Below are 22,704 nucleotides of genomic sequence, written 5' to 3' on the forward strand. Positions count from 1 at the left end.
ATATTATTATTGAAATAAAATATAGTTATTAAGTTCCACATAATTTTACTAATTCCTTTCTATTTTTGTATTCTATTTTAAAAATTTAGTATTTCTAATCTTATATACAGTTATTAATCCGCTAATTTTTGACCATTAATTTATAAACTAAAATAGATAAGTTTAAAGGAGTTATTGATAAAATCAACAACTCCTTTAAGCTTATCTATAAACTTACCTATTTTATAATTCTTCTCCATTTGTCTTTATGACATTTTCATACCAATAATAGCTATCCTTTTTATAACGATTCATTGAAGCGCCTTCTTCTTCTTCACGATCTACGTAAATAAAACCATATCTTTTTTGATACCCATTTAGCCAGCTTAATAAATCTGTTATAGACCATGTACAATATGCAAGTACTTCAGATCCCTCATTAATAGCTTCTTTTAATTCTTCTATATGTGCCTTTAAGTACGCTATACGATAGTCATCGTGAATTTTATTATCCTCAGTCTTTTTATCAAATGCGCCTAATCCATTTTCAGAAATAACTATTGGTAAATCATATCTACTTGTAATAGTTCTGCAGCACATTCTTATCCCCATAGGATCTATTGTCCAATCCCAGTCTGTAGTTTTTAAATATGGGTTTGGAGGATTTTTAAATAATCCAGGAGTTCCACTAATTTGTGCCGATCCTTTTTTTCCTGTTGTATTCATTTCAGCCATTCCAACGCCATCAATTGGGTTATACTCAACAACTGCTGTTTGGTAGTAATTAACTCCCATAAAATCTACTTGAGCTGCGGCCTTCATGAGTTCTGCATCTCCATCTTCAAATACAGGCGCTACCCCTTGACCTTGTAAATATTTCAATGCAGCTTTTGGATATCTTCCGTATGCATAAACATCCATCCACCAAAATGATTGCAAATCATCGTAATCTGCCTTTGCTATATTATTTACCGGATTGCAGTCTATTGCATAGCTAGGTGAAAATGCAAAGCTTGCCCCTATCTTACCATCTGGCACTATTTTTCTAAAAGCAAGCACTGCTTTTGCATGAGCTAAATTTGCATGGTGATTTACTTGATAGAACATCTTTAAATCGTTCTTCTTTCCTGGTGGATGCACTGCCATTACCCATCCAAGACTTGTAAATATGTTTTGTTCGTTTAATGTTATCCAATACTTTACTTTATCTTTATATCGTTTAAACAAGGTAATAGCATAATTCTCATAATCATCAATTATGTTTCTACTTTCCCAACCATTATATTCTTCCTGTAAAGCTATAGGTAAATCCCAATGATATATTGTAACCATTGGCTCTATTCCATATTTTAGACATTCATCTATCACATTATCATAGAATTCTAATCCCTTCTCATTAACTTCACCTTTTCCTTTTGGATAAATTCTTGGCCAAGATATAGAGAATCTATATGTTTTTAATCCCATTTCCGCCATTAATGCAATATCCTCTTTATATCGATGATAATGATCAACAGCTACATCACCATTTGTTCCTTTGAATGTTTTTCCTGGGATTCTTACAAACTCATCCCAATTACTTCTTCCTTTTCCATCCTCTTCTGCAGCCCCTTCTACCTGATATGCAGCAGATGCACTTCCCCATAAAAAATCATCCGGAAAACCATGTTTTTCTTTAAAATACATTCTTTTATCCTCCTACCAACAAACTTTATATTACATCTTTATTAAAATTCTTTTAACAAAATACTATCCTTATTATTAACGACTACTTACAACTCTAGACTACCACAAACTTATTACACTTGTCCATATAATTTATAACTTTTATTTTAAAATGTAATATCTTTTACTAAGCAATAGCATTATTTAATATCCACTCATAAAATTCTGTCTATCCTAATATATGTTGTGATAGTAAATTTACATTTAAGTCTCTAGTAATCTACAAGCTCAGTTATTAATATAATTTATAAGCTTAATCGCAATATATATTAATTTTTTAAAGTACCACGTATGGCTTTTGTAATATAATCTATTTACTTCAATCTAATGCGATAAAATAATCCTATGCCAAATTAATAATACATAATTTCAGCATAGGATCTCTTTATACTTGCTAAGACCTAGAAGTTTCCCTACTATTTTCACGTGGGTTTTTAAAACTAGGAGGTGTTGGTTCAGGATCGTCAAAATACCTTCCAGGCGTTGATAAGTCAAAGTATAATCTAGAATCCTTTGTTACACCAAAATCTTTATTTGATGCTCTATCTTGCACCTTATTTAATGCTTCTCTAAAGAGTGCATTATGTGCTTCCTCTCTATTTAATAGAAAATCTATTGTCTCTTTTACGTATTTATCATTAATTTGACGATATAAATATTCATATACAACCTTTGCTCTTTGCTCAGCTGCTATATCAGATAATAAGTCTGCTGCAATGTCTCCTGTAACATTAACATAATCTGCAGTCCAAGGATGTCCTGATGCATTAATAAGTCCTGGCGCAAGACCTGTCAATACGTGAGTCTCTATTTCTCCTCCAGGAGTTTTAGTATAATCAACTTCATGTCCATTTAGTAAATTTATAGTTTGTGCTACCATTTCCATATGACTTAATTCTTCAGCTGCAATATCTAAAAATAAATCATGAATTTCAGGATCTTTTACCCTAAAACTTTGTGAAAGGTATTGAAGTGCTGCCTTTAGCTCACCATTTGCACCACCTAGCTGTTCTTGCATCAACACAGCATATTGTGGATTTGGCCTCTCTACTTTTACATCTCTAAGTAATGGTTTCTCGTGTTTAAACATTGTACTTGCCTCCATTCATCTCAGTTAAAATTATTTACAAGGTTAGTATTTAATAATCCAATGCTTATTATTCAAAACTCTAAATACATAACTGTGATAAATTTACATTTAGTATTCTAGAACGTTAGCACTTTTAATAAAATTACATTACAGAAACTAAATTATAAAATATATAACGCTTTTCTATTTGATTTGATGCATATTTTTTTTAATTTATAAAAAAATACCTGCATCACTGCAGGTATAAATCTATATTTTTTTATTTGTGGATTACTAAAATTAAATAATATAATTTCTAAAATTTCAGAAATATGTTTATCTCTAAATTGTTATCAACTCATATTCCTTACTGCCTAAACCTAATTCCACAGCATAGTCAATAGCAACTTTCCAATCTGTTTCTGGACTAACATCAGTAAAGTGATCATTATGCTTACAACCACTCTTTTCAAGAAGGCTACCTTTCATAACTGGCTGCTTATTTACTGCATCTGCACAAGCTACATCTAATGCTACTGGATCAAAGGATGCAAACATACCTACATCTGGAACAATCGGTACATCATTTTCCGCATGACAATCACAATATGGTGATACATCAATTACCAAGCTGATATGAAAATTTGGTCTTCCATTTAATACTGCCCATGAATATTCAGCTATTTTCTTATTTAAAATATCATTTGATTCATCTGACGCTGGCATAACAGCATCCATTGGACAAATTCCTATGCAACGACCACATCCAACACATTTGCTGTGATCGATGAGTGCTTTTTTATCTGTTAAACTTATTGCACTATGTGCACAGTTTTTAGCACACATACCACATCCAACACATTTATCTTCATAAACACTAGGTTTTCCACTACTATGCATTTCCATTTTTCCTGCGCGCGAACCGCATCCCATACCTATATTTTTTAAAGCGCCTCCAAAACCTGTTAACTCATGTCCTTTAAAATGATTTAATGATATGAATATATCTGCATCCATAATCGCATGTCCTATTTTAGCTTCTTTTACATATTTCCCACCAGTAACTGGAACCAATGCTTCATCAGTCCCTTTTAAACCATCTCCAATTAATATATGGCAACCTGTTGAAAACGGACTATATCCATTTTCATATGCTGAATTTAAATGATCTAAAGCATTCTTTCTGCCTCCTACATATAGAGTATTGCAGTCTGTTAAAAATGGATTTCCTCCTAATTCCTTAATAGTATCTACCACAACTTTAGCAAAATTAGGACGCAAAAATGCTACATTTCCTGGCTCCCCAAAGTGAATTTTAATTGCTGCATATTTCTTCTCAAAATCAATTTGATCAATTCCTGCACTCTTAATTAAACGTTTTAACTTCTGTAGCAAATTTTCCTTAGCTGTTGCTTGCATATTAGTAAAATATACTTTCGATTTTTCCATTTTAAATCCCTCCAAATTATTTATAAGCTAATGTACTAATTTAATTATAGATTTTAGAGTTAACTCTAAGTCAATACATATAATAAAAAAATCTGGTAAAATTAAAAAGTAATATTCTAAAAACTAGTAATGTTAAAGTTGAGGAAATTGTTTTAGATATTAAATAATATTGAAAGAAAAGCAATATTTAATTAGACCTATAAGACATTGCAATTTGTATTATTCTATATTAAAAAAATCACGACATTTGATTATTAATTATCGTGATTTTTTAATTTGCTCATTATAATATTACTTTATATAATTATTTTCTATTCTTTTCAATCCATTCAACCGCGAAGTCTACAATTTCTCGTTGTCTCATGAATCTTACATCCGCATTCCCTATTTTTGTATTTTCAACTCTATACTTTTTCTCAAAATCAATTCCTATATCCATAAAATCTTCACCATCAACATATAACGTTGAATACGTAACCCATTTACGCTCACCATCTTTCATCATTGCACAACTGTTTTCCTCCATATGCTTTGATGGGTAATCAGCTCTTTCATCTGCTAAATGAATAGATGTATTTTTATCATATCCAGTTCCCAATAGTAATACATATCCATCTAAATCATATAATTTCCCAATTGGAGAACTTTCACCAAAAATATCGCTTAAATCATGGTTGTTTATTAAATATTGTGCATTTTTTCCCCATGCAGCAAAAGACCTTACAGGATGATCACTTCTTAAAACACCTGGCCACTTTCTAAACATTTCTGCTACTGCTCCCATTGAATTTGTTGGAGTAATATCCTTATCATAAGCCGGCCAATTATCTCTTATAATATCCCACCATTCTATTGGTTCCTCCCAATGTACACCATATGCCGGATCCATGTTTTTCCATGTCTGTGTAGGTATAATTATAGTTCCATCTTTTCCAACTAGCTCCATTAATGCTTCAATTATGATTTGTGGGCCTCCACAAACAAATCCAAAGCTTTTCATTGAAGTATGAACTATAATATTTTGTCCACTTTTTATACCAAGTTGTTGCAGCGCATTTACTATATCTTTTTTAATTACAATTTTTCTATCACCCATACCCTTTCCCTCTCAACTTTAATATTTAATTTTTATTATCTCTTCTATATTTCATAGGCGTGCAACCTACTATATTTTTAAATAGCCTATTAAAAGTTTTAATGCTATTAAATCCACAGTTATAGGCTATCTCTGCAATAGTTTCATCTTCCTCAATTATACGCCACTCTGCTTTTTTAATTCTATAATTATTTAGATAATCTAAAAATGTTACCCCAGTATTTTCTTTGAAAAACTTTGTAAAGTAATATTTACTAAAACCTATAGATTTTGAAATATCATCTAAATCAATATGCTCTTGATAATTACTATCCACATATTGAAATACACTATCCATTTTCTTTAATCTTTCCTTTTCACGGCTTAGGTCTTCAGATGAATATGCTTGCTTAGGTATATATCTAAGTAGTATACCTGCCAGATCATATAATCTAGCTTTTATTATTAACTTATATCCTTCCTCAGCCTTACTATATTCATTGATAATCTCATTTATGTGCCTCTCCATTAGTGCATGAATTTCATTCCCCATGGTTAAATGTATTGATTGATTCCACATAGGTTTTATTATTTTAGCATCTTTTGTTCCTGAAAGAAAATTATCATATATGGAAGTTCTAAATTGTATTACAGCTCTATTACTGAAATTCTTTTCTTTAAAAAAACAATGTATTTCTCCACCACCAATTATAAGTATGTCCCCTTGTTTTAAATTATAAGTATCTCTATTAATACATGCCTTTAGTGTACCTTCCACAAGATAAATAATTTCTATATCTTCATGCCAGTGATGTGGTGTATTAGAATATCCATCATTAAAAAACAATCTAAAAGGAAATTCAGATTCTAATACTGTTTTTTCAAAACTCCCATGCATAAATATCTCCTCCAAAATAATTACAATTAAGCTTCTTGATTAATTTCTATAACTCTATCACTTTCTTCTTGATAACTGATTCACGAATACTCTCCATAAGCTTAATAACCCTCATTACCTCTGTATTCTTTACAAGAATTTCTTCTTCTCCTCTTATAGCTCCCATAACATTTCTATAAAAGTCCTTAACATCAGAATTAACAATTTTAAGTGCTTCTTCTTTAATTGTTTCCTCTGTCCTAGGCGCCATAGTTTTTGTTAATCCGGCAGCTGTTCTAATAGGAATTGCATCATTTTTACTGCTATCAGTAATACGAACGACTTTGCCTCTTAAATTCCAATCATCTATTACAGCTGTGCCATTTTGACCTAACACATACCAGCGCGGTAAATTTATAAAATTACTTGTTCCAACTTCTACAACGTAAATTAATCCGCTTTCAAATTCTAACTCAGCAGTAAATCCATCATCCACAAGTTCATTGGTAACATGAGTAAATCTAGCATATACTGATTTTATCCTTTCATTAATCATCATGCATGCCTGGTCAATAATGTGAACACCCCAATCTAAAAGCATTCCACCACCATGTTCTTCTTCTTGTCTCCAATCACCTGGTATGCCACGAGATCCATGTACTCTAGACTCTATTCTAAAGACATTTCCTAAGATAGCTTCATCATATATCTTTTTTACAGTTAAAAAATCCTCATCCCAACGTCTATTTTGATGAACAACCAAAACTTTATCCATTTCTTCTGCTATATCTACCATCTTCTTAAATTCTAAAGATGACATTGCTGCTGGCTTTTCACAAATTACATTTTTGCCAGCTTTTAATGAACTGATTACTATCTCTTTGTGTACATCATTTGGTGTTGCACATAAAACAATATCTACTTTCTCATCTTCTAAAAGCTCTTTAAAAGAATTATACGGATTTATTCCATGCTCTCTAGCAAATGCTTGTCTATCTTCTTTAATATCATAAGTACCGCAAACAGTCAAATTATCAATTCCTTCAATTAGCTCACGATGCCAATTTCCCATGCCTCCCAATCCAACTATTGCTAAATTGAACATCTCATTACACATTGTTTTATTTCTCCCTATCAAATTTTTATAATTATGCCCAAAACATATCACCTTTAGTTTCAAAAATAATTGCATCTTTTAAACAATTTATTGCTTTTATCAACCCTTCTTCTGTTGTCATCAAACTATCCTCATGTTCTATACTCAACGCATGATCATATCCAACCATTCTCAATGCAGAAACAATGTCCTTCCAATAGCCAATATCATGTCCATAGCCGACAGAACGAAAAATCCAAGAACGTTCAATTTCCTTACCGTAATGGCCTACATCTAGCACGCCGTTTATTGGACAATTTATTTCATCTATCTTTGTATCCTTTGCATGAAAGTGGAAAATAGCATTATGCTTTCCGAGCTCCCTAATTGCTGCCACTGGACTAACTCCTTGCCAAATTAAGTGACTTGGATCAAAATTAGCACCAATTTCTGGCCCTACAGCTTCACGCAATCTTAATAAACTTTTAGGATTATATACACAAAAACCAGGATGCATTTCAATGGCTATTTTATCTACACCATGAGCCTTTGCAAATTTCACTTTTTCCTTCCAGTAAGGAATTAAAACTTTATTCCATTGATAATCTAATATTTCAATAAAATCCTCTGGCCATGGGCAAGTAACCCAATTTGGTTTTTGGGAAGTTTCACTGTCACCAGGACAGCCAGAGAAACAGTTTAATATTCTTACTCCCATTTTTTCGCACATTAAAATTGCATTAGTCAAATCATCATCGAATCTTTTTGCTATTTCCTTATTTGGATGAATTGGATTGCCATGACAACTAAATCCACTGATTTCTAAACCGCTTCTTTCTAAAATAGATTTAAATTCGACAAACTTTTCTTCATCTTTTAATAAAATTGCTGGGTCACAATGGTGTTTCCCTGGATAACCTCCGCAACCGATTTCAATTGTTTGTACACCTTTACTTGCCAAAAAAGAACAAGCATCTTCAAAAGATCTATCTTGTAAAACTGGATTAAACACACCTAATTTCATATAAATTCATCTCCATAAAATATAATATTATTAATTATTTAAAATATACAGCCTTACCAGTTTTAGCAGACTCATATATTGCTTCTAATATTTGAGTAACTATTAAAGCTTGTTCAGGCCTAACCACTAATTCATCACCATTAATGATTGCATTATAGAACGTACTTTGTTCTATATCAGGAGCATTATCTTCTTCTCCATCATAAAAAGCAACCCCAGTAGCATCTAGTGCCGGCTTTTCTATACATTGTTTATTATACTTAACAGAATTTATCCTCAAACCATCTTTCATATCAGCACCAGCTTTTGTACCACATAAAGAAGTTTTAGCTTCATCAACATCAAGACTATTTAGTGCCCAGCTTGATTCTAGATTTATTGTAGCGCCATTTTTCATCTTAATAAATCCGAAAGCTGAATCCTCTACTGTAAACATCTCTTTATCCCAATCGCCCCAAGCATTTCCTGTACATGTTTGATCCCCTAACTTGTAGTATACAGATCCTAGTACACACTCTGGTTCATAATTATCCATCATCCAAAGTGTTAAATCAAGAGCGTGAGTACCTATATCGATTAATGGACCTCCACCTTGTTCATCTTCATTTAAAAATACTCCCCAAGTTGGAACAGCTCTACGTCTTATTGCATGTCCTTTTGCATAATAGATCTCACCTAAATCACCATTTTCGCATGCAGCTTTTAAATATTTTGAATCTGCTCTGTATCTATTTTGATAACCTATAGTTAGGATTTTGCCAGTTTCTTGCGCTACTTCAAGCATAGCCTTAGCTTCAGCGTATGTTTTAGCCATTGGTTTTTCACACATAACATGCTTATCAGCTTTCATTGCTTCAATAGATATATAGCTGTGTGATTTATTTGGAGTTAAGACGTAAACGGCCTTAATATCTTTTTCTTTTGCTAAAAGAAGTTTGTAGTCAGTATAAATCCTACTTTCTTCTTTGCCATATTTAGCTTTTGCTTCTATAGCCTTTTCCTCTATCAAATCACAAAATGCTTCTATTTCTATATTTTGATTCTTTTTTATTGCTGGTAAATGCTTTCCGTTTGCAATACCTCCACATCCTATAATAGCAACCTTTAATTTCTTTTCATTGCATGTATTCTCCATAACAATTCCCGACTTTCATAGCTTATTAAACCTTAAAGTTTGAAGTCAGTTTTTCACTTCCTTTCATAGTAAATTATCATAATTTATTACTCTTATGAATGATACGTATCATTGTCTTTCATAAATAATTCTATACTTAAATTCGTCTATTTACTCGCCATTAATTGCTTAGTTATTCTCAAATATTGTTTTGCGCATATTCTTTGAATGTTATGATACATTAATTTACCACTTTAGATTTAAAACAAAATATTCATTATCTATATTATAATTATTAATAGACTTGTTAATTTCAAAAAAAATCTTTCCTCCCTCCTCACCCCAGCCTTTTTCCGCCACCAATTCAAACATAATTTTTCCTTCTCCTAATCCATTATTTAAAAACCATAAAAAGAAAAACCTTATTTTATTAAAATAAAGTCTTTCTATTCCTCTTATATCTTATTTTTTTCTTATCCAGCAACTCTTAATTGATAATTAGGCTTTACCCTGATCCTACTAAAATCCTCTTGTCCCCCTGCTATACCTTAAATACCCAATCAACTCTTAACTCTACTTTCGCTACAATGAATAAATAATACAGTTGATATATTTAGATATTCTCTAAAGGGCACTAATAACAAAGGAAATGCTTATTAATAAACTATTATTTTAATTGCCACCGACTACTTATTATCGGTGGCAAATGGGTGGAATTGCTTCCACATAATCTTATGAAATCCTCACAACTAAAGCTATTCCCTAATTAATTTAGCGACAGTTTCCACATGCTTTGTATTTGGAAACATGTCTACAGGCTGCACTTCTATTGTTTTAAATCCCAAACCTTCTAAATGTTTTAAGTCCCTTGCTAAAGTGCTAGGGTCACATGATACATACACTACTCTTTTAGGCTTAGCTTCTCCTATAGCATTTAGCAAATTGATATCACATCCCTTTCTTGGGGGATCCACAACTATTATGTCTGGTTTGATTCCATTTTTTATTAACTCCGGAATCACTTCTTCAGATTTTCCTACATAAAATTCCGAGTTGTCTATTCCATTTATTTTTGCATTATCTACCGCATTATCTATCGCCTGTTCTACCATTTCAACTCCATAGACTTTTCTTGCCTTCTGAGATAAGAATAATGTTATTGTACCAGCACCGCAATATGCATCAAAAACAATCTCATTTCCACTTAAATCTGCATATTCTAAAGCTTTATTATAAAGCGCTTCTGTTTGAATAGGATTTATTTGAAAGAAAGATAATGGCGAAATATTAAATTTATACTTACCTATATAATCAGAGATATAATCCTGTCCCCACAAAGTTATACACTTGTCACCGAGAACTAAACTATTATTTTTAGTATTTATATTCTGAATTATTCCCTTTAAATTTTCAACCTCTAACCTAATATTCTCTATTAGTTCTTCTTTCTTAGGAATTTCTTTATCGTTGGTAATCAGAACAACCATAATTTCATTGGTTTTAAATCCCTTTCTCACCATTACATTTCTAATTAGTCCTTCACTAAAAAATAAATTATCTTTCCTAGCAGGTAATATAGAATGCTTTTTCATCCAATTTCTTATTATTTTTATGATTTTATCAGTTTCTTCATCTTGAATTAGACACTTATCCATATCAACTACTTCATGTGTTTTTTCACTAAAAAAGCCCATTGAAAGTTCATTGTCTGTCAATGCAATTGAATATATTCCTTTATTTCTATATCTGTATGGAAATTTCATCCCTACAGTATTTTGAACTATATCCCCCGATAATCCACCAATTCTTTCTATGCAATCCTTAACTCTATTGTATTTGAATTTTAATTGCGAATCGTAATTAGAATGCATTAGAGTACAACCACCGCATTTTTCATAATAATTACATTCAGGTACAGTTCTTTCGTCACATTTTTCTACTATATCTATAAGCTTTCCATAAGAATAATTCTTTTTATTCTTGATTATTTCTATCTTTACAGTTTCCCCTATCAAAGCTCCTGGTATAAATATTGGATATCCATCTATCTTTGCGACACCCTCACCTTCATATCCCAAGGAATCTATTTTTACAATATACTCTTTATTTCTCTCTAACACATGTACACATCCTTCATTGTTAGTATCATTTCTTAACTATAATTTTCAAATCAATATTTAAAAATACTTTCTACATTTTATCATATCTTATTCATTTATTTAAGATATTTATAAATTCTTATATCCAATTAAGAACAAACTCTTAACTATTAAATTTCCACTTAATGGATATTATATTTAGACTTGACATTTCAATAATCTCCTATAAAAATCAAATAATTTACTTATGCTACAATTTATTTTATCGGGTAATAAATAAGTAATTATAATTATGATATCTAGATTTAATCAACATCTTAGTACCATTAAATTATATAATTTTCCTAAAATAAAAAAAGAGCACCTTGCGGTGCTAATACAGAATCAGTTGCCATTTAATTCCATAATCATTAAATTATTATTTCTCTTTTAGAGCAATAATATACATTATATATTAAATATCCTATCTTTAAATGTTAATTTTTTGTTAACTTTATATATTTCTTAAAATTTGATTACATATTTATCATCTTAAGTGCATGTATATATTGGATTTTATGCTTAAGGAGCATTTAAAACCTTCCATGTAAAAAAATCGCAGGCGACTGTGGTTAAGTTCCGTATTGTACTTCGCACTCTTTTCATATGTGTAGATTTTTTTCACGCATCTGCCTTTTCGAACGCATGTGAGAAAAATCTGCACATCAGAAATAGCAGCTCTGCTGCATATAAGAACATTTTATGCAGACGAATAAGATTTCTTTTTTTATTCTTTTTAAAATACCAAAACTATTTAATCAACCTTTTTTATGTTATCCACAGATTTTACTTGAATATAAATTCCTAAAGAATAAAAAAGGACTTTGGTAAGATTCTTACCAAAGTCCCTTTATATATATTAAAAAATTATGTTTCAAATATTATTTTACTTCGCTAATCTTTAAAAGATTTGTTGCACCAACTTGGTCTACAGGAACTCCAGCTGCTAACACAACTATATCTCCTGATTTAACAAATTCATTATTTTTAGCTATTTCAACTGATCTTTCTAACATTTCATCAGTAGATTCCATTTTATCAGCAACTACTGGATATACTCCCCATGAGAATGCTAATTGTCTAGCAACTATTGGATCTGGAGTAACAGCTATAATTGGGCATTCTGGTCTACATTGAGAAATTCTCTTAGCAGTTGCACCAGTTTGAGTTGAAGTAATTACTGCTGCTGCTTCTAATTCATTAGCTGCATTACTAGCTGCTCTTGAAATAACTCCTGCTATAGCTGGAATATGTGTTTTAGCTTGAGAAACTGCTACTTTATATTCTAAAGATTTTTCAGTTTCTTCAGCAATCTTAGCCATTGTAGCTACAGCTTCTACTGGATAATCTCCATTAGCACTTTCTCCTGATAACATGATTGCATCAGTACCATCTAAGATAGCATTAGCAACGTCTGAAACTTCTGCTCTTGTTGGTCTTGGATTTCTCATCATAGAATCTAACATTTGAGTTGCAGTTACAACTGGTTTACCAGCTGCTTTACATTTTTTGATGATCATCTTTTGAACTGCTGGAACTTGTTCTATTGGAATTTCAACACCAAGATCTCCTCTAGCTACCATTATAAGGTCTGAAGCTTCTAAGATTTCATCTAAGTTATCAACACCTTCTTGGTTTTCTATCTTTGAACAGATAAGGATTCTTTCTCCACCATTTGCATCAAGTATTTCTCTGATAGTCTTTACATCAGATGCTTTTCTTATGAATGAAGCAGCTATCATAGTAACTCCAACTTCACAACCGAAGATTAAATCTGATTTATCTTTTTCAGTAAGAGCTGGTAATTGGATTGATACTCCTGGTACGTTAACTCCTTTATGAGTTCCAACGAATCCAGTGTTTTGAACTTCACACTTAATAGCGTTACCTTCAACAGATTTAACAGTTAATCCTACTAAACCATCATCTATTAAAATTGTATTTCCTGGCTTAACATCATTTGCTAGTCCTGCATATGTAACTGAACATTTAGTAGTATCACCAACTACATCCATATCTCCAGCATATACTGTAAATTCAGAACCCTTAGCTAATTCAACTTTCTTTGGTTCAAATTTACCAGTTCTTATTTCTGGTCCTTTTGTATCAAGAATTATTGCAATTTCTCTATTTAACTTCTTTGATAGTTCTTTAACTTTCTTAATTCTTCCACCGTGTTCTTCATGGTCTCCATGTGAAAAGTTATGTCTTGAAGCATTCATTCCTGAAAGAACAACCTTTTCTAATATTTCCATATCTTCACTTGCAGGGCCAATAGTACAAATCATTTTAGTTTTTCTCATTAAACTAACACTCCTCTTTCTTCGATTAGGCACATAAAATAAAATAATGTTACAAATATGCAAAATAAGCAAGCATGTTGATTCATTATTTTTTGATTGTACCTTATTTATAAAATTTATATAAATAAACTATAAGCTAAATTATTATGATAATACTTGAGCAATATCATAAAGTTCTTTATCAAATTTACTTTCCATATCAAGAGCTTCATCTATATCTTGGTCTATTATTTTATTATCTCTAATTCCTATTACTCTTGAAGTTCCACCTTTTAATAATACTTCTATAGCCTTTGCTCCCATTCTTGAAGCTAAAACTCTATCTGTAGCAGTAGGACTTCCTCCTCTTTGAATATGACCTAAGATTGTTGCTCTTGTTTCAATTCCAGTTACTTCTTCAACGTACTTTGCAAGTTCAAATGCTCCTCCAATTCCTTCTGCAAGCATTATTAGATTATGCATTTTTCCTTTATTTTTACCTTCTAAGATAGTTCTACAAAGTGCATCTTTATCAAATTCCATTTCAGGAATTATAATTGCTTCTGCGCCTCCGCAGATACCTGCATATAAAGATAAATCTCCGCAGTCTCTACCCATAACTTCTACAATTGAAACTCTTTCATGTGAAGTTGAAGTATCTCTAATTTTATTTATAGCATCTACAACGGTATTTAAGGCTGTATCAAACCCTAAAGTAAAGTCTGTGTAAGCTAAGTCATTATCAATTGTTCCTGGTAAACCTATTGTTTTAATTCCAAGCTTTGATAATAATTTTGCACCCATAAATGAACCGTCTCCACCTATAACTACTAGAGCTTCAACACCATAAGCTTGTAATATTTTTGCAGCCTTTTTTCTTACTTCTTCATTCTTGAATTCAGGACATCTAGCAGTCCTTAAAATTGTTCCACCTCTTTGGATTATATCAGATACTGAATTTCTATCCATGCTGAATAATTCTCCATTGATAAGTCCACTATAACCTCTTTGTACTCCCATAACTTCAATTCCGTTATGAAGCGCAGTTCTTACTACTGCTCTAATTGCAGCATTCATGCCTGGTGCATCTCCACCACTTGTTAACACAGCTATCTTTTTCATAATATATATTTCCTCCTTAAAATACCGCAAAGGGACCTTAAATGACCCTTGTGTACATAATATAACCATAATTTATTAATCAAGAATTATTGTACATAAATTTGAACCAATTATCAATGATATTTAACCATTTTCTGATATTATTCTAAAATAAATGTCTAAATTTTATGAAAAATTTCACAATACAAATAATTTGAAAATTATTTTACTGAATTTATGACTATACACCGCTAAATATCATATTTTTTCATATAAGCTATCTTCATTTATAACAAGGATAGTAACTGCATTTTTATAATAGTTTTAGTGTTATAAAGCAATGAACGTAATTTGTCTTCTCTATTATAACCAATAATCGATAAATTTATATAAAATAATATAATTTTTGTGATATTAATTTTTGTAATATTTTTCATTTGTATATTTACTAAATTTTTAATCGCATCTCGTTTCTAATTATGAATCTAATACCTTAACATTCTCATCTCCTAAAGTTTGTCTCAATAAATTCATAACATCACTATCTAGGGAAATCCATCTATCTCTTGGCACCCTGAACTTTTGTTTTCCTTGGCTCTCAAATATATAAATAGGCGTATCTCCAATATATTCCTTTATCAATAATTCTTTTAATTTTTTACTTAGAACAGTAGCTGCCACCTTATCATCAACTCTTAAATATACCTTTGAAGTATTGACCTTCTCTAAAGGTTCTATACTTTCACAAATAAGTTTTGGTGGCTCATCTTCTTTCAAACTTAATCTTCCTTTAACTATTACCAAACTATCTGTTACGCATAATTCTTTTACTTTCTCCAAAGTTTTAGGGAACACTATTACTTCAATCGTTCCAGTTAAGTCTTCAAGTTTTAGGAATGCCATTATAGAATTATTTCTTGTTACCTTCTGATTAACATTAGCAAGTATTCCTCCAAGGATTACTCTATCATTATCTTGTAATGCATCCTGCCTGTTAAACATATTAATTTCACCCATATCGCTCTCTAGAGAATCATCTAAAGTTTCCTGTACTAAAAATATTTTCGAAATCTCATTTGTGGTCTGCATTTTCAGACTTTGAGCATAGTCATCTAGAGGATGCCCAGTAATATAAAGTCCCGTCATCTCCTTTTCCATAGCTAATAAATTACGCTTAGTAAATTCCTTAATATTAGGATAGTTTACTTCTGGATTTTTTAATTCTTCACTTGCAAATAGGCTTATTTGCCCATCAATATTTCTTCTCTTATCACTAGATATATTATCAATTAATTTTTCATGAACAGCTAACATCTTAGATCTAAAAACATCAAAATCATCTAGAGCCCCAGCCTTTATTAAACATTCAACTGCACGCTTATTTATTGATGATGGATCCATTTTATTTATAAAATCGACCAACGATTCAAATTTACCCTTTTCTTCTCTTGCTTTCACTATGCTTGCAACAACATTAGTTCCAACATTCTTTATAGCTGCTAATCCAAATCTAATCTTGTTCTCTTTAACAGTGAATTTAGAAAAACTTTCGTTTATATTAGGTGGTAAAACTTGTATTCCAAGTTCTTCTGCTATGCCGATATAGTATGCTACCTTTTCACTGATTCCCATGATTGAATTAAGCATTGCTGCAATCATCTCTACTGGATAGTACTTCATAAGATATGCTGTTTGATATCCAACAACTGCATATGCCGCTGCATGGGATTTATTAAATGCATACGAAGCAAAGTCCATCATAGAATCGAAAATTTTATTAGCTATTTCCTCTGAAATTCCATTTCTCACGCATCCTGGTACTATTACTTCATCATTTTCAACAATACCATGAATGAAATTTTTTCTTTCTTCTTCCATAACCTTATGTTTTTTCTTTGACATAGCTCTTCTAACCATATCACTACGTCCCATGGAGTATCCAGCTAAATCTCTAACAGCCTGCATTACTTGCTCCTGATATACTAAACATCCATACGTAACACTTAATATAGGCTCTAATTCTTTAGTTAAATACGTAACTTTTTCTGGATTTTTCTTTCCTTCTATGTATCTAGGAATTTCAGCCATAGGTCCTGGTCTATAGAGCGATATTCCCGCAATAATATCTTCTAATGAATCAGGTTTTAATTCCTTCATGAATGAAGTCATTCCTGGCGATTCAAGCTGGAATACTCCGGCTGTCTTGCCTTCCCCTATCATTTTATATACTTCTTTATCTTCAAAGTCTATTTTATCTAAATCAATATCTATCCTTCTATTTTCTCTAATCATATTTATAGCATCATTCATAACCGTCAATGTTCTAAGTCCTAAGAAATCCATCTTAAGCAGCCCAAGCTCTTCCAATGTTGTCATTCCAAATTGGGTTACTATCATTTCTTCATTCTTCTGTAGTGGAACATATTCAACTAATGGCTTTGATGCTATAACAACACCAGCAGCATGAGTAGAAGAATGCCTTGGAAGTCCCTCTAAATCCTTTGAAACATCTATTAAAGCCTTTACTCTTTCATCTGTATCATAGGCTAATTTAAGCTCTGGATTTAAGTCTAATGCCTTCTCTATAGTTATTCCAAGCATTGTTGGTATCATCTTAGCTATTCTATCAACCTCTGCATAGCTATAATTCATAGCTCTTCCAACATCCCGTATACATAGTCTAGCTGCCATTGTACCAAACGTTATTATCTGAGAAACATTACTTGCTCCATACTTCTCAACTACATAATCAATAACTTCTTGTCTTCTTTCATAGCAAAAATCACTATCTATATCAGGCATTGATACTCTCTCTGGATTTAAGAAACGCTCAAAGATTAAACTATACTTAATCGGATCTATTTTTGTAATTCCTAACGTATATGCAACTATTGAACCTGCTGCAGATCCTCTACCTGGCCCTGTAGGTATTCCACTTTCATAAGAAAATCTAACAAAATCCCATACAATCAAAAAGTAATCAATATATCCCATTTGCTTTATTACTTGAAGCTCATATTCTAATCTATCAACATATTCTTTAGCTTCTTCATAATTTGCTACAACCTCTTCAATTTTACTATAGTTCAAACTCTGATTTCTAAGATTTTCAAATACACTATATCTATCTATCAGACCTTTATAGCAAGTATCCCTAAGATAGTCATAAGGATCTTGACCTTCTTCTAGCGGAAATTTTGGAAGCTTAGATTCGTGAAACTTATATTCATAACTACACTCATCGGCTATCTTAATGGTGTTCTCCAAAGCCTCAGGAACATAGGAAAACATATCCCACATTTCATCTGCTGATTTTAAATAAAACTGATCTGAAGGATATCTTCTTCTATGAGGATCATCAATGGTTTTAGCTGTTTGTATACACATTAGTACATCATGTGATTTAGAATCTTCCTTACTTATGTAGTGAACATCGTTGGTAGCAACTAGTGGTATACCAGTTTCATTAGATAATTTTATATTTTCTTCATTTACTCTCTTTTGTTCTTCCATTCCATGATTTTGTAACTCAATATAAAAGTCACCGTTAAAAATTTCTTTGTATGTTAAGGCTGTCTCTTTTGCTTTTTCATAATTACCTTTAAGATGGTAAGATTGTACTTCACCACCTAAACAAGCACTCAAAGCAATTAACCCTTCACTATGTTTTCTTAAATATTCATAATCTATTCTTGGCTTATAATAAAATCCTTCAATAGATGCAACTGATACTATTTTCATTAGATTTTCATATCCAATTTGATTCTTTACTAATAAAACCAAATGGTAAGTTGAATTTTCTTTGTCTGGCTGCTTTATATGTCTAGATTTTGGTACGACATAAACTTCACATCCTAAAATAGGTTTTATATCATTTTCCTTTGCTGCCTTATAGAAATCTACAAGCCCATATAAAACTCCATGATCAGTAATAGCAATACTCTTCATACCTAATTCTTTTGCCTTCTTCATGAGCTTTCCTATTTTCCCTGATCCATCAAGTAAACTATATTCTGTATGCAAATGTAAATGACAAAATTGTTTTTCTTCCATTATCCTCACCTCCTCTTTAAATTACAGTTAATTTAAAGTTTAAAATTTACAGTTTATTTAGAATTTTTCTAACCAAACTATAAATCTTAAACCATATGTTATTTAGAAATCTAAAGTTTTACTGCCTTCCATATATGGCCCTATAACCTTTTTAACTTTTTCAACATGAAATTCATTCACGTCATACGATAAATAATCTTCCTTATTATCAAACCTTGTTATGATTCCAACATCATAACTTCTATCACTTTTTATTACGTCTACCCCTACTTCTAACTGCTTTAATTCCTTGATCATTCCAGTCATAGATAATAAAGTTTTTTCTACAAACTTTAAATTTTCTGTTGTTGGCTCTTTCAATTTAAATAATACAATGTGTGTAAACATAACATCCTCTCCCTTTAATTTTATTATTTGCTTGTTCGTAATTCCTCTGCTATCTTTTCTATTTTTCTTAATCTATGATTTATTCCCGATTTTCCTACTGGAGGATCTAGCATTTCTCCTAATTCCTTCAGTGATTCATCTGGATAATTCAACCTAAGCTCTGCAATTTCTCTTAAATTATCTGGCAATCTTTGCAACCCAATCTGTGATTGGATAAGTTTTATGCTTTCAACCTGTCTTACTGCTGCATTTACAGTTTTAGAAAGATTTGCTGTCTCACAATTCACAAGTCTATTTACATTATTTCTCATTTCCTTCATTATTCTTATATTTTCGATCTCTAAAAGCGATGAATGAGCTCCTATTACATTAAGCAAATCTACTATTTGTTCTCCTTCTTTGATATATACTATAAAACTATTTTTTCTTTGTATAACCTTAGAATTTAAACTGAAAGTATTGATTAAATTCGATAAATCTTTTGCATATTCTTCACTGTGCGTTACAAATTCCAGATGATAAGTTTTTTCTGGATTACTTATGCTTCCTCCGCCGATAAACGCTCCTCTTATATATGCTCTTTTTATATCTTCATCTTTAAAAATATACTCCTCTATTCTATAGTCCAAGCTCATTATTCCATCAATTTCTTTGAGTATTCCAGTATCGCTTAATAATCCTCTAACACCCATTTCTTCAGAAATTACTACCATATAGATATTATTCTTCTTTAAAGAGTTACTCTTTTTTACCATTAACTTCGAATGTATATTAAAATGATCCTTTAAAAGTGTAAAAATTAATCTAGCACTAGCTGGGTTTTCTGTGGTCATTTTAAAACTAAGTCCACTTCCACTAAAAGCTAATGTACCACTAACCTTCATAATAGCCGATATTTCTGCTAACGCCTCTTCCTTCGAAATATCTATATATCTGCATATCTCTCCTTTAACTTTAGATGAAAATGACATTCTGTTTCCTTCCTTATCTATAAATTTTCTTATAGTTTAATTAATCAATTACTTTTCCTTTTTCTTCTCTGACTCTTTCTTTAATACGTTGCGATAAATACATATATTCTATTATCTTTTTCTTATCATATAAAAGTTTCTTTTCCATTATTGTATCTACTAATATTTCTGCCAATTTATCTGAATCATGCTTAACTAATCCATTTTTAACTTTTACTAAATCATCACCGACTATTTTTACACCTAGACTATTAATATCTTCTCTATCTAATTTAACAAGATCTGCACCATCTTTTTGATATTTTTCTTTTAGTTCCTCTGTTATTTCTCCTGTATTAGCAATTACATAATCAACAATATCTTTCCCACCATATTTGAATAAAACCTTTAAGTGGTCTGATACTTTAAAACCTGTAGTCTCTCCAGGTTGAGTCATTATATTTGAAATATATATTTTGATAGCACTACTCTTCCTAACTTCTTTTGCAATATCTTTAACAAGCAAATTAGAAGTTATACTTGTATATAGGCTACCCGGCCCCATAACTATAGCATCTGCTTCCTTTATGGCTTCTAATGCCTCCGGAAGGGCTTTTGCATTCTCAGGAACTATTTTCAATTCTTCTATTCTAGATCTTTGTTCAATAGCCTCTTCGGGAATTTGTGATTCACCTTTTACTATGTTACCATTTTGTAATTTTGCAACCAATTGCATATTATCCAAAGTAACAGGTATAACTTTACCTGTTACAGCTAATACAGAACTCATTTTCTGAACTGCTTCCTCAAAGTTATCAGATATTCCAGCCATAGCTGCTAAGAATAAATTTCCAAAACTTTGATTCTTTAATCTTCCATCAGCAAATCTATACTGAAGTAGATCCTCCATTATTGGCTCTGTATCAGCTAATGCCAAAATACAGTTTCTTATATCTCCCGGAGGTAACATTCCCAAATCTTCTCTTAAATCTCCAGATCCGCCGCCATCATCTCCAACCGTAACTATTGCAGTTATATTTGATGTATAGTACTTCAACCCTCGAAGCATTGTAGATAAACCGGTTCCTCCACCAATTACAACTATCTTAGGCCCTTTTACTAATAATCTTTTTTCATATATTAGGCTTTCAATTTTTCTACTATCTAGGGACACTTTGATATAACCTCTATTTACTAATGCAATTATTGATTTCATCGTTTCAGTAATTGATATATATAAAACAAATATTCCTGTAATATTTAAGAACACATAAAAAACTTGGTAATATAAATTGTAAACCCTATGGTTAACTAGTTCTGTAAATCCAAACGATATTAATAATATTCCGAAAATACCGAACGCTAGCCATCGTTTCACTTTAATTCCAGCCTTAAGCCAATCTTTTATCCTCATAGCTTCTTTTCTCCTTTATGAAGATCTTCAGCTACATCTCTATGCTCTATTTTAGAATTATAGTTTTCTTTATTTAATCTTTCATAAACTTCATTTGCTATTGCAACTGAACGATGTCTTCCACCTGTACATCCTATAGATATAATTAATTGACTCTTTCCTTCTTTTATATAATTAGGTATTAAGTACTTTAGCATATCTACTAACTTTTCTATAAAATTCACAGTCTCCTCTTGTTTTAAGACATAATCTTTAACTGGTTCATCATTACCAGAATACTGCTTTAATTCAGGTATATAAAATGGATTTGGTATAAATCTAACATCAAAAACCAAATCTGAATCCACTGGTATTCCATATTTAAACCCAAAGCTTAATACAGTAATTGATAATTGCTTTTCGGGATAAGTATGATCTCCATAATTCTTGTTTATTTTTTCTCTCAAATGCCTTATTTCGTATTTAGATGTATCAATGATAATATCAGCTATATTTTTAACTTCTCTTAATTTTTCTCTTTCCTGAGTAATCCCAGTCAAAACTCTTCCATCTGGAGATAATGGATGACTTCTCCTTGTCTCCTTAAATCTCTTAATAAGCACTTCATCAGTTGCTTCTAGAAATAATATTTCGTATTTAAATTCATTTTTCTTTAAGTAATTTAGGGCTTCAAAAAAATCATCAAAGAAAATTCCGCCTCTAATATCTATAACTAATGCTACTTTTTCAATATTTCCGCCACTTTGCGTGCATACTTCTGCAAACTTAGAGATTAACTTTGGTGGAAGGTTATCAACACAAAAATATCCCAAATCCTCCAATGTTCTTGTTGCTTGTGTCTTTCCTGCTCCTGATAATCCTGTAACAATAACAAATCTCATACTACACACTCCCTTTTGCCAAAGACGTTTTCTAGGCACAACTATTACTTCTAATTTATCTTAACATCAAAATTATATCATACTATTATA

The 22,704-nt window shown here is 31.2% G+C and carries 17 protein-coding genes; all 17 read right to left on the minus strand.

Features of this window, described 5'->3' with window-relative positions:
• Positions 1-222: 222 nt before the first annotated feature.
• Positions 223-1,665: a glycoside hydrolase family 1 protein gene (locus PZA12_RS23480; RefSeq protein ID WP_078114248.1), complete on the minus strand. Its 1,443-nt coding sequence runs from the start codon at positions 1,663-1,665 to the stop codon at positions 223-225.
• A gap of 433 nt (positions 1,666-2,098) precedes the next feature.
• Entirely contained in the window at positions 2,099-2,794 is a 696-nt protein-coding gene (locus PZA12_RS23485) for a manganese catalase family protein (RefSeq protein ID WP_077838580.1), read from the minus strand.
• Between the two features lie 321 nt (positions 2,795-3,115).
• Positions 3,116-4,222, minus strand: a complete 1,107-nt coding sequence (locus tag PZA12_RS23490; protein WP_077842005.1) for a DUF362 domain-containing protein — start codon at positions 4,220-4,222, stop codon at positions 3,116-3,118.
• Positions 4,223-4,526: 304 nt separating this feature from the next.
• Positions 4,527-5,318, minus strand: a complete 792-nt coding sequence (locus PZA12_RS23495; RefSeq protein ID WP_023975983.1) for an aminoglycoside N(3)-acetyltransferase — start codon at positions 5,316-5,318, stop codon at positions 4,527-4,529.
• A 25-nt stretch (positions 5,319-5,343) separates the two neighbouring features.
• Complete coding sequence (locus PZA12_RS23500; protein ID WP_023975984.1) at positions 5,344-6,195, minus strand: AraC family transcriptional regulator; 852 nt, start codon at positions 6,193-6,195, stop codon at positions 5,344-5,346.
• 46 nt (positions 6,196-6,241) lie between these two features.
• Positions 6,242-7,291: a Gfo/Idh/MocA family protein gene (locus PZA12_RS23505; protein ID WP_023975985.1), complete on the minus strand. Its 1,050-nt coding sequence runs from the start codon at positions 7,289-7,291 to the stop codon at positions 6,242-6,244.
• A gap of 31 nt (positions 7,292-7,322) precedes the next feature.
• Positions 7,323-8,294 carry a sugar phosphate isomerase/epimerase family protein gene (locus tag PZA12_RS23510; protein ID WP_023975986.1) on the minus strand — a complete coding sequence of 324 codons (972 nt, stop codon included), beginning with the start codon at positions 8,292-8,294 and terminating at the stop codon, positions 7,323-7,325.
• Between the two features lie 34 nt (positions 8,295-8,328).
• Positions 8,329-9,429: a Gfo/Idh/MocA family protein gene (locus tag PZA12_RS23515; protein ID WP_077867694.1), complete on the minus strand. Its 1,101-nt coding sequence runs from the start codon at positions 9,427-9,429 to the stop codon at positions 8,329-8,331.
• Positions 9,430-9,654: 225 nt separating this feature from the next.
• A complete protein-coding gene (locus PZA12_RS23520; protein WP_278286269.1) occupies positions 9,655-9,780 on the minus strand; it encodes a hypothetical protein in 126 nt (41 codons plus the stop codon).
• Between the two features lie 383 nt (positions 9,781-10,163).
• The gene (gene rlmD, locus PZA12_RS23525) at positions 10,164-11,528 is read right to left on the minus strand and encodes a 23S rRNA (uracil(1939)-C(5))-methyltransferase RlmD (protein WP_103698067.1); all 1,365 of its coding nucleotides are present in this window, start codon (positions 11,526-11,528) and stop codon (positions 10,164-10,166) included.
• 899 nt (positions 11,529-12,427) lie between these two features.
• A complete protein-coding gene (gene pyk / locus PZA12_RS23530) occupies positions 12,428-13,849 on the minus strand; it encodes a pyruvate kinase (RefSeq protein ID WP_017212224.1) in 1,422 nt (473 codons plus the stop codon).
• 144 nt (positions 13,850-13,993) lie between these two features.
• On the minus strand, positions 13,994-14,950 hold the full coding sequence (pfkA, locus tag PZA12_RS23535) for a 6-phosphofructokinase (RefSeq protein WP_012061003.1): 957 nt from the start codon (positions 14,948-14,950) through the stop codon (positions 13,994-13,996).
• Between the two features lie 456 nt (positions 14,951-15,406).
• Complete coding sequence (locus PZA12_RS23540; protein ID WP_103698068.1) at positions 15,407-18,982, minus strand: DNA polymerase III subunit alpha; 3,576 nt, start codon at positions 18,980-18,982, stop codon at positions 15,407-15,409.
• Positions 18,983-19,084: 102 nt separating this feature from the next.
• Complete coding sequence (locus tag PZA12_RS23545) at positions 19,085-19,369, minus strand: Dabb family protein (protein WP_077837794.1); 285 nt, start codon at positions 19,367-19,369, stop codon at positions 19,085-19,087.
• A gap of 23 nt (positions 19,370-19,392) precedes the next feature.
• Positions 19,393-20,340, minus strand: a complete 948-nt coding sequence (gene whiA, locus PZA12_RS23550; protein WP_017212227.1) for a DNA-binding protein WhiA — start codon at positions 20,338-20,340, stop codon at positions 19,393-19,395.
• A gap of 40 nt (positions 20,341-20,380) precedes the next feature.
• Positions 20,381-21,733: a gluconeogenesis factor YvcK family protein gene (locus tag PZA12_RS23555; RefSeq protein WP_103698069.1), complete on the minus strand. Its 1,353-nt coding sequence runs from the start codon at positions 21,731-21,733 to the stop codon at positions 20,381-20,383.
• Positions 21,730-22,614, minus strand: coding sequence for an RNase adapter RapZ (rapZ, locus tag PZA12_RS23560; RefSeq protein WP_023975317.1), 885 nt, complete (start codon positions 22,612-22,614; stop codon positions 21,730-21,732). The genes PZA12_RS23555 and rapZ overlap by 4 nt, the downstream gene beginning before the upstream one ends.
• Between the last annotated feature and the right edge of the window lie 90 nt (positions 22,615-22,704).

Source organism: Clostridium beijerinckii (assembly GCF_036699995.1).
Lineage (GTDB): Bacteria > Bacillota > Clostridia > Clostridiales > Clostridiaceae > Clostridium > Clostridium helianthi.

Coding starts and splice junctions, on each gene's coding strand:
- whiA (WP_017212227.1), bottom strand. CDS start 20,340: ATGTCATTTTCATCTAAAGTTAAAGGAGAGATATGCAGATATATAGAT.
- pfkA (WP_012061003.1), bottom strand. CDS start 14,950: ATGAAAAAGATAGCTGTGTTAACAAGTGGTGGAGATGCACCAGGCATG.
- rapZ (WP_023975317.1), bottom strand. CDS start 22,614: ATGAGATTTGTTATTGTTACAGGATTATCAGGAGCAGGAAAGACACAA.
- PZA12_RS23510 (WP_023975986.1), bottom strand. CDS start 8,294: ATGAAATTAGGTGTGTTTAATCCAGTTTTACAAGATAGATCTTTTGAA.
- PZA12_RS23555 (WP_103698069.1), bottom strand. CDS start 21,733: ATGAGGATAAAAGATTGGCTTAAGGCTGGAATTAAAGTGAAACGATGG.
- PZA12_RS23545 (WP_077837794.1), bottom strand. CDS start 19,369: ATGTTTACACACATTGTATTATTTAAATTGAAAGAGCCAACAACAGAA.
- PZA12_RS23520 (WP_278286269.1), bottom strand. CDS start 9,780: ATGTTTGAATTGGTGGCGGAAAAAGGCTGGGGTGAGGAGGGAGGAAAG.
- PZA12_RS23540 (WP_103698068.1), bottom strand. CDS start 18,982: ATGGAAGAAAAACAATTTTGTCATTTACATTTGCATACAGAATATAGT.
- PZA12_RS23485 (WP_077838580.1), bottom strand. CDS start 2,794: ATGTTTAAACACGAGAAACCATTACTTAGAGATGTAAAAGTAGAGAGG.
- PZA12_RS23500 (WP_023975984.1), bottom strand. CDS start 6,195: ATGCATGGGAGTTTTGAAAAAACAGTATTAGAATCTGAATTTCCTTTT.
- PZA12_RS23495 (WP_023975983.1), bottom strand. CDS start 5,318: ATGGGTGATAGAAAAATTGTAATTAAAAAAGATATAGTAAATGCGCTG.
- PZA12_RS23505 (WP_023975985.1), bottom strand. CDS start 7,291: ATGTGTAATGAGATGTTCAATTTAGCAATAGTTGGATTGGGAGGCATG.
- PZA12_RS23515 (WP_077867694.1), bottom strand. CDS start 9,429: ATGGAGAATACATGCAATGAAAAGAAATTAAAGGTTGCTATTATAGGA.
- pyk (WP_017212224.1), bottom strand. CDS start 13,849: ATGAGAAAAACTAAAATGATTTGTACTATTGGCCCTGCAAGTGAAGAT.
- PZA12_RS23480 (WP_078114248.1), bottom strand. CDS start 1,665: ATGTATTTTAAAGAAAAACATGGTTTTCCGGATGATTTTTTATGGGGA.
- PZA12_RS23490 (WP_077842005.1), bottom strand. CDS start 4,222: ATGGAAAAATCGAAAGTATATTTTACTAATATGCAAGCAACAGCTAAG.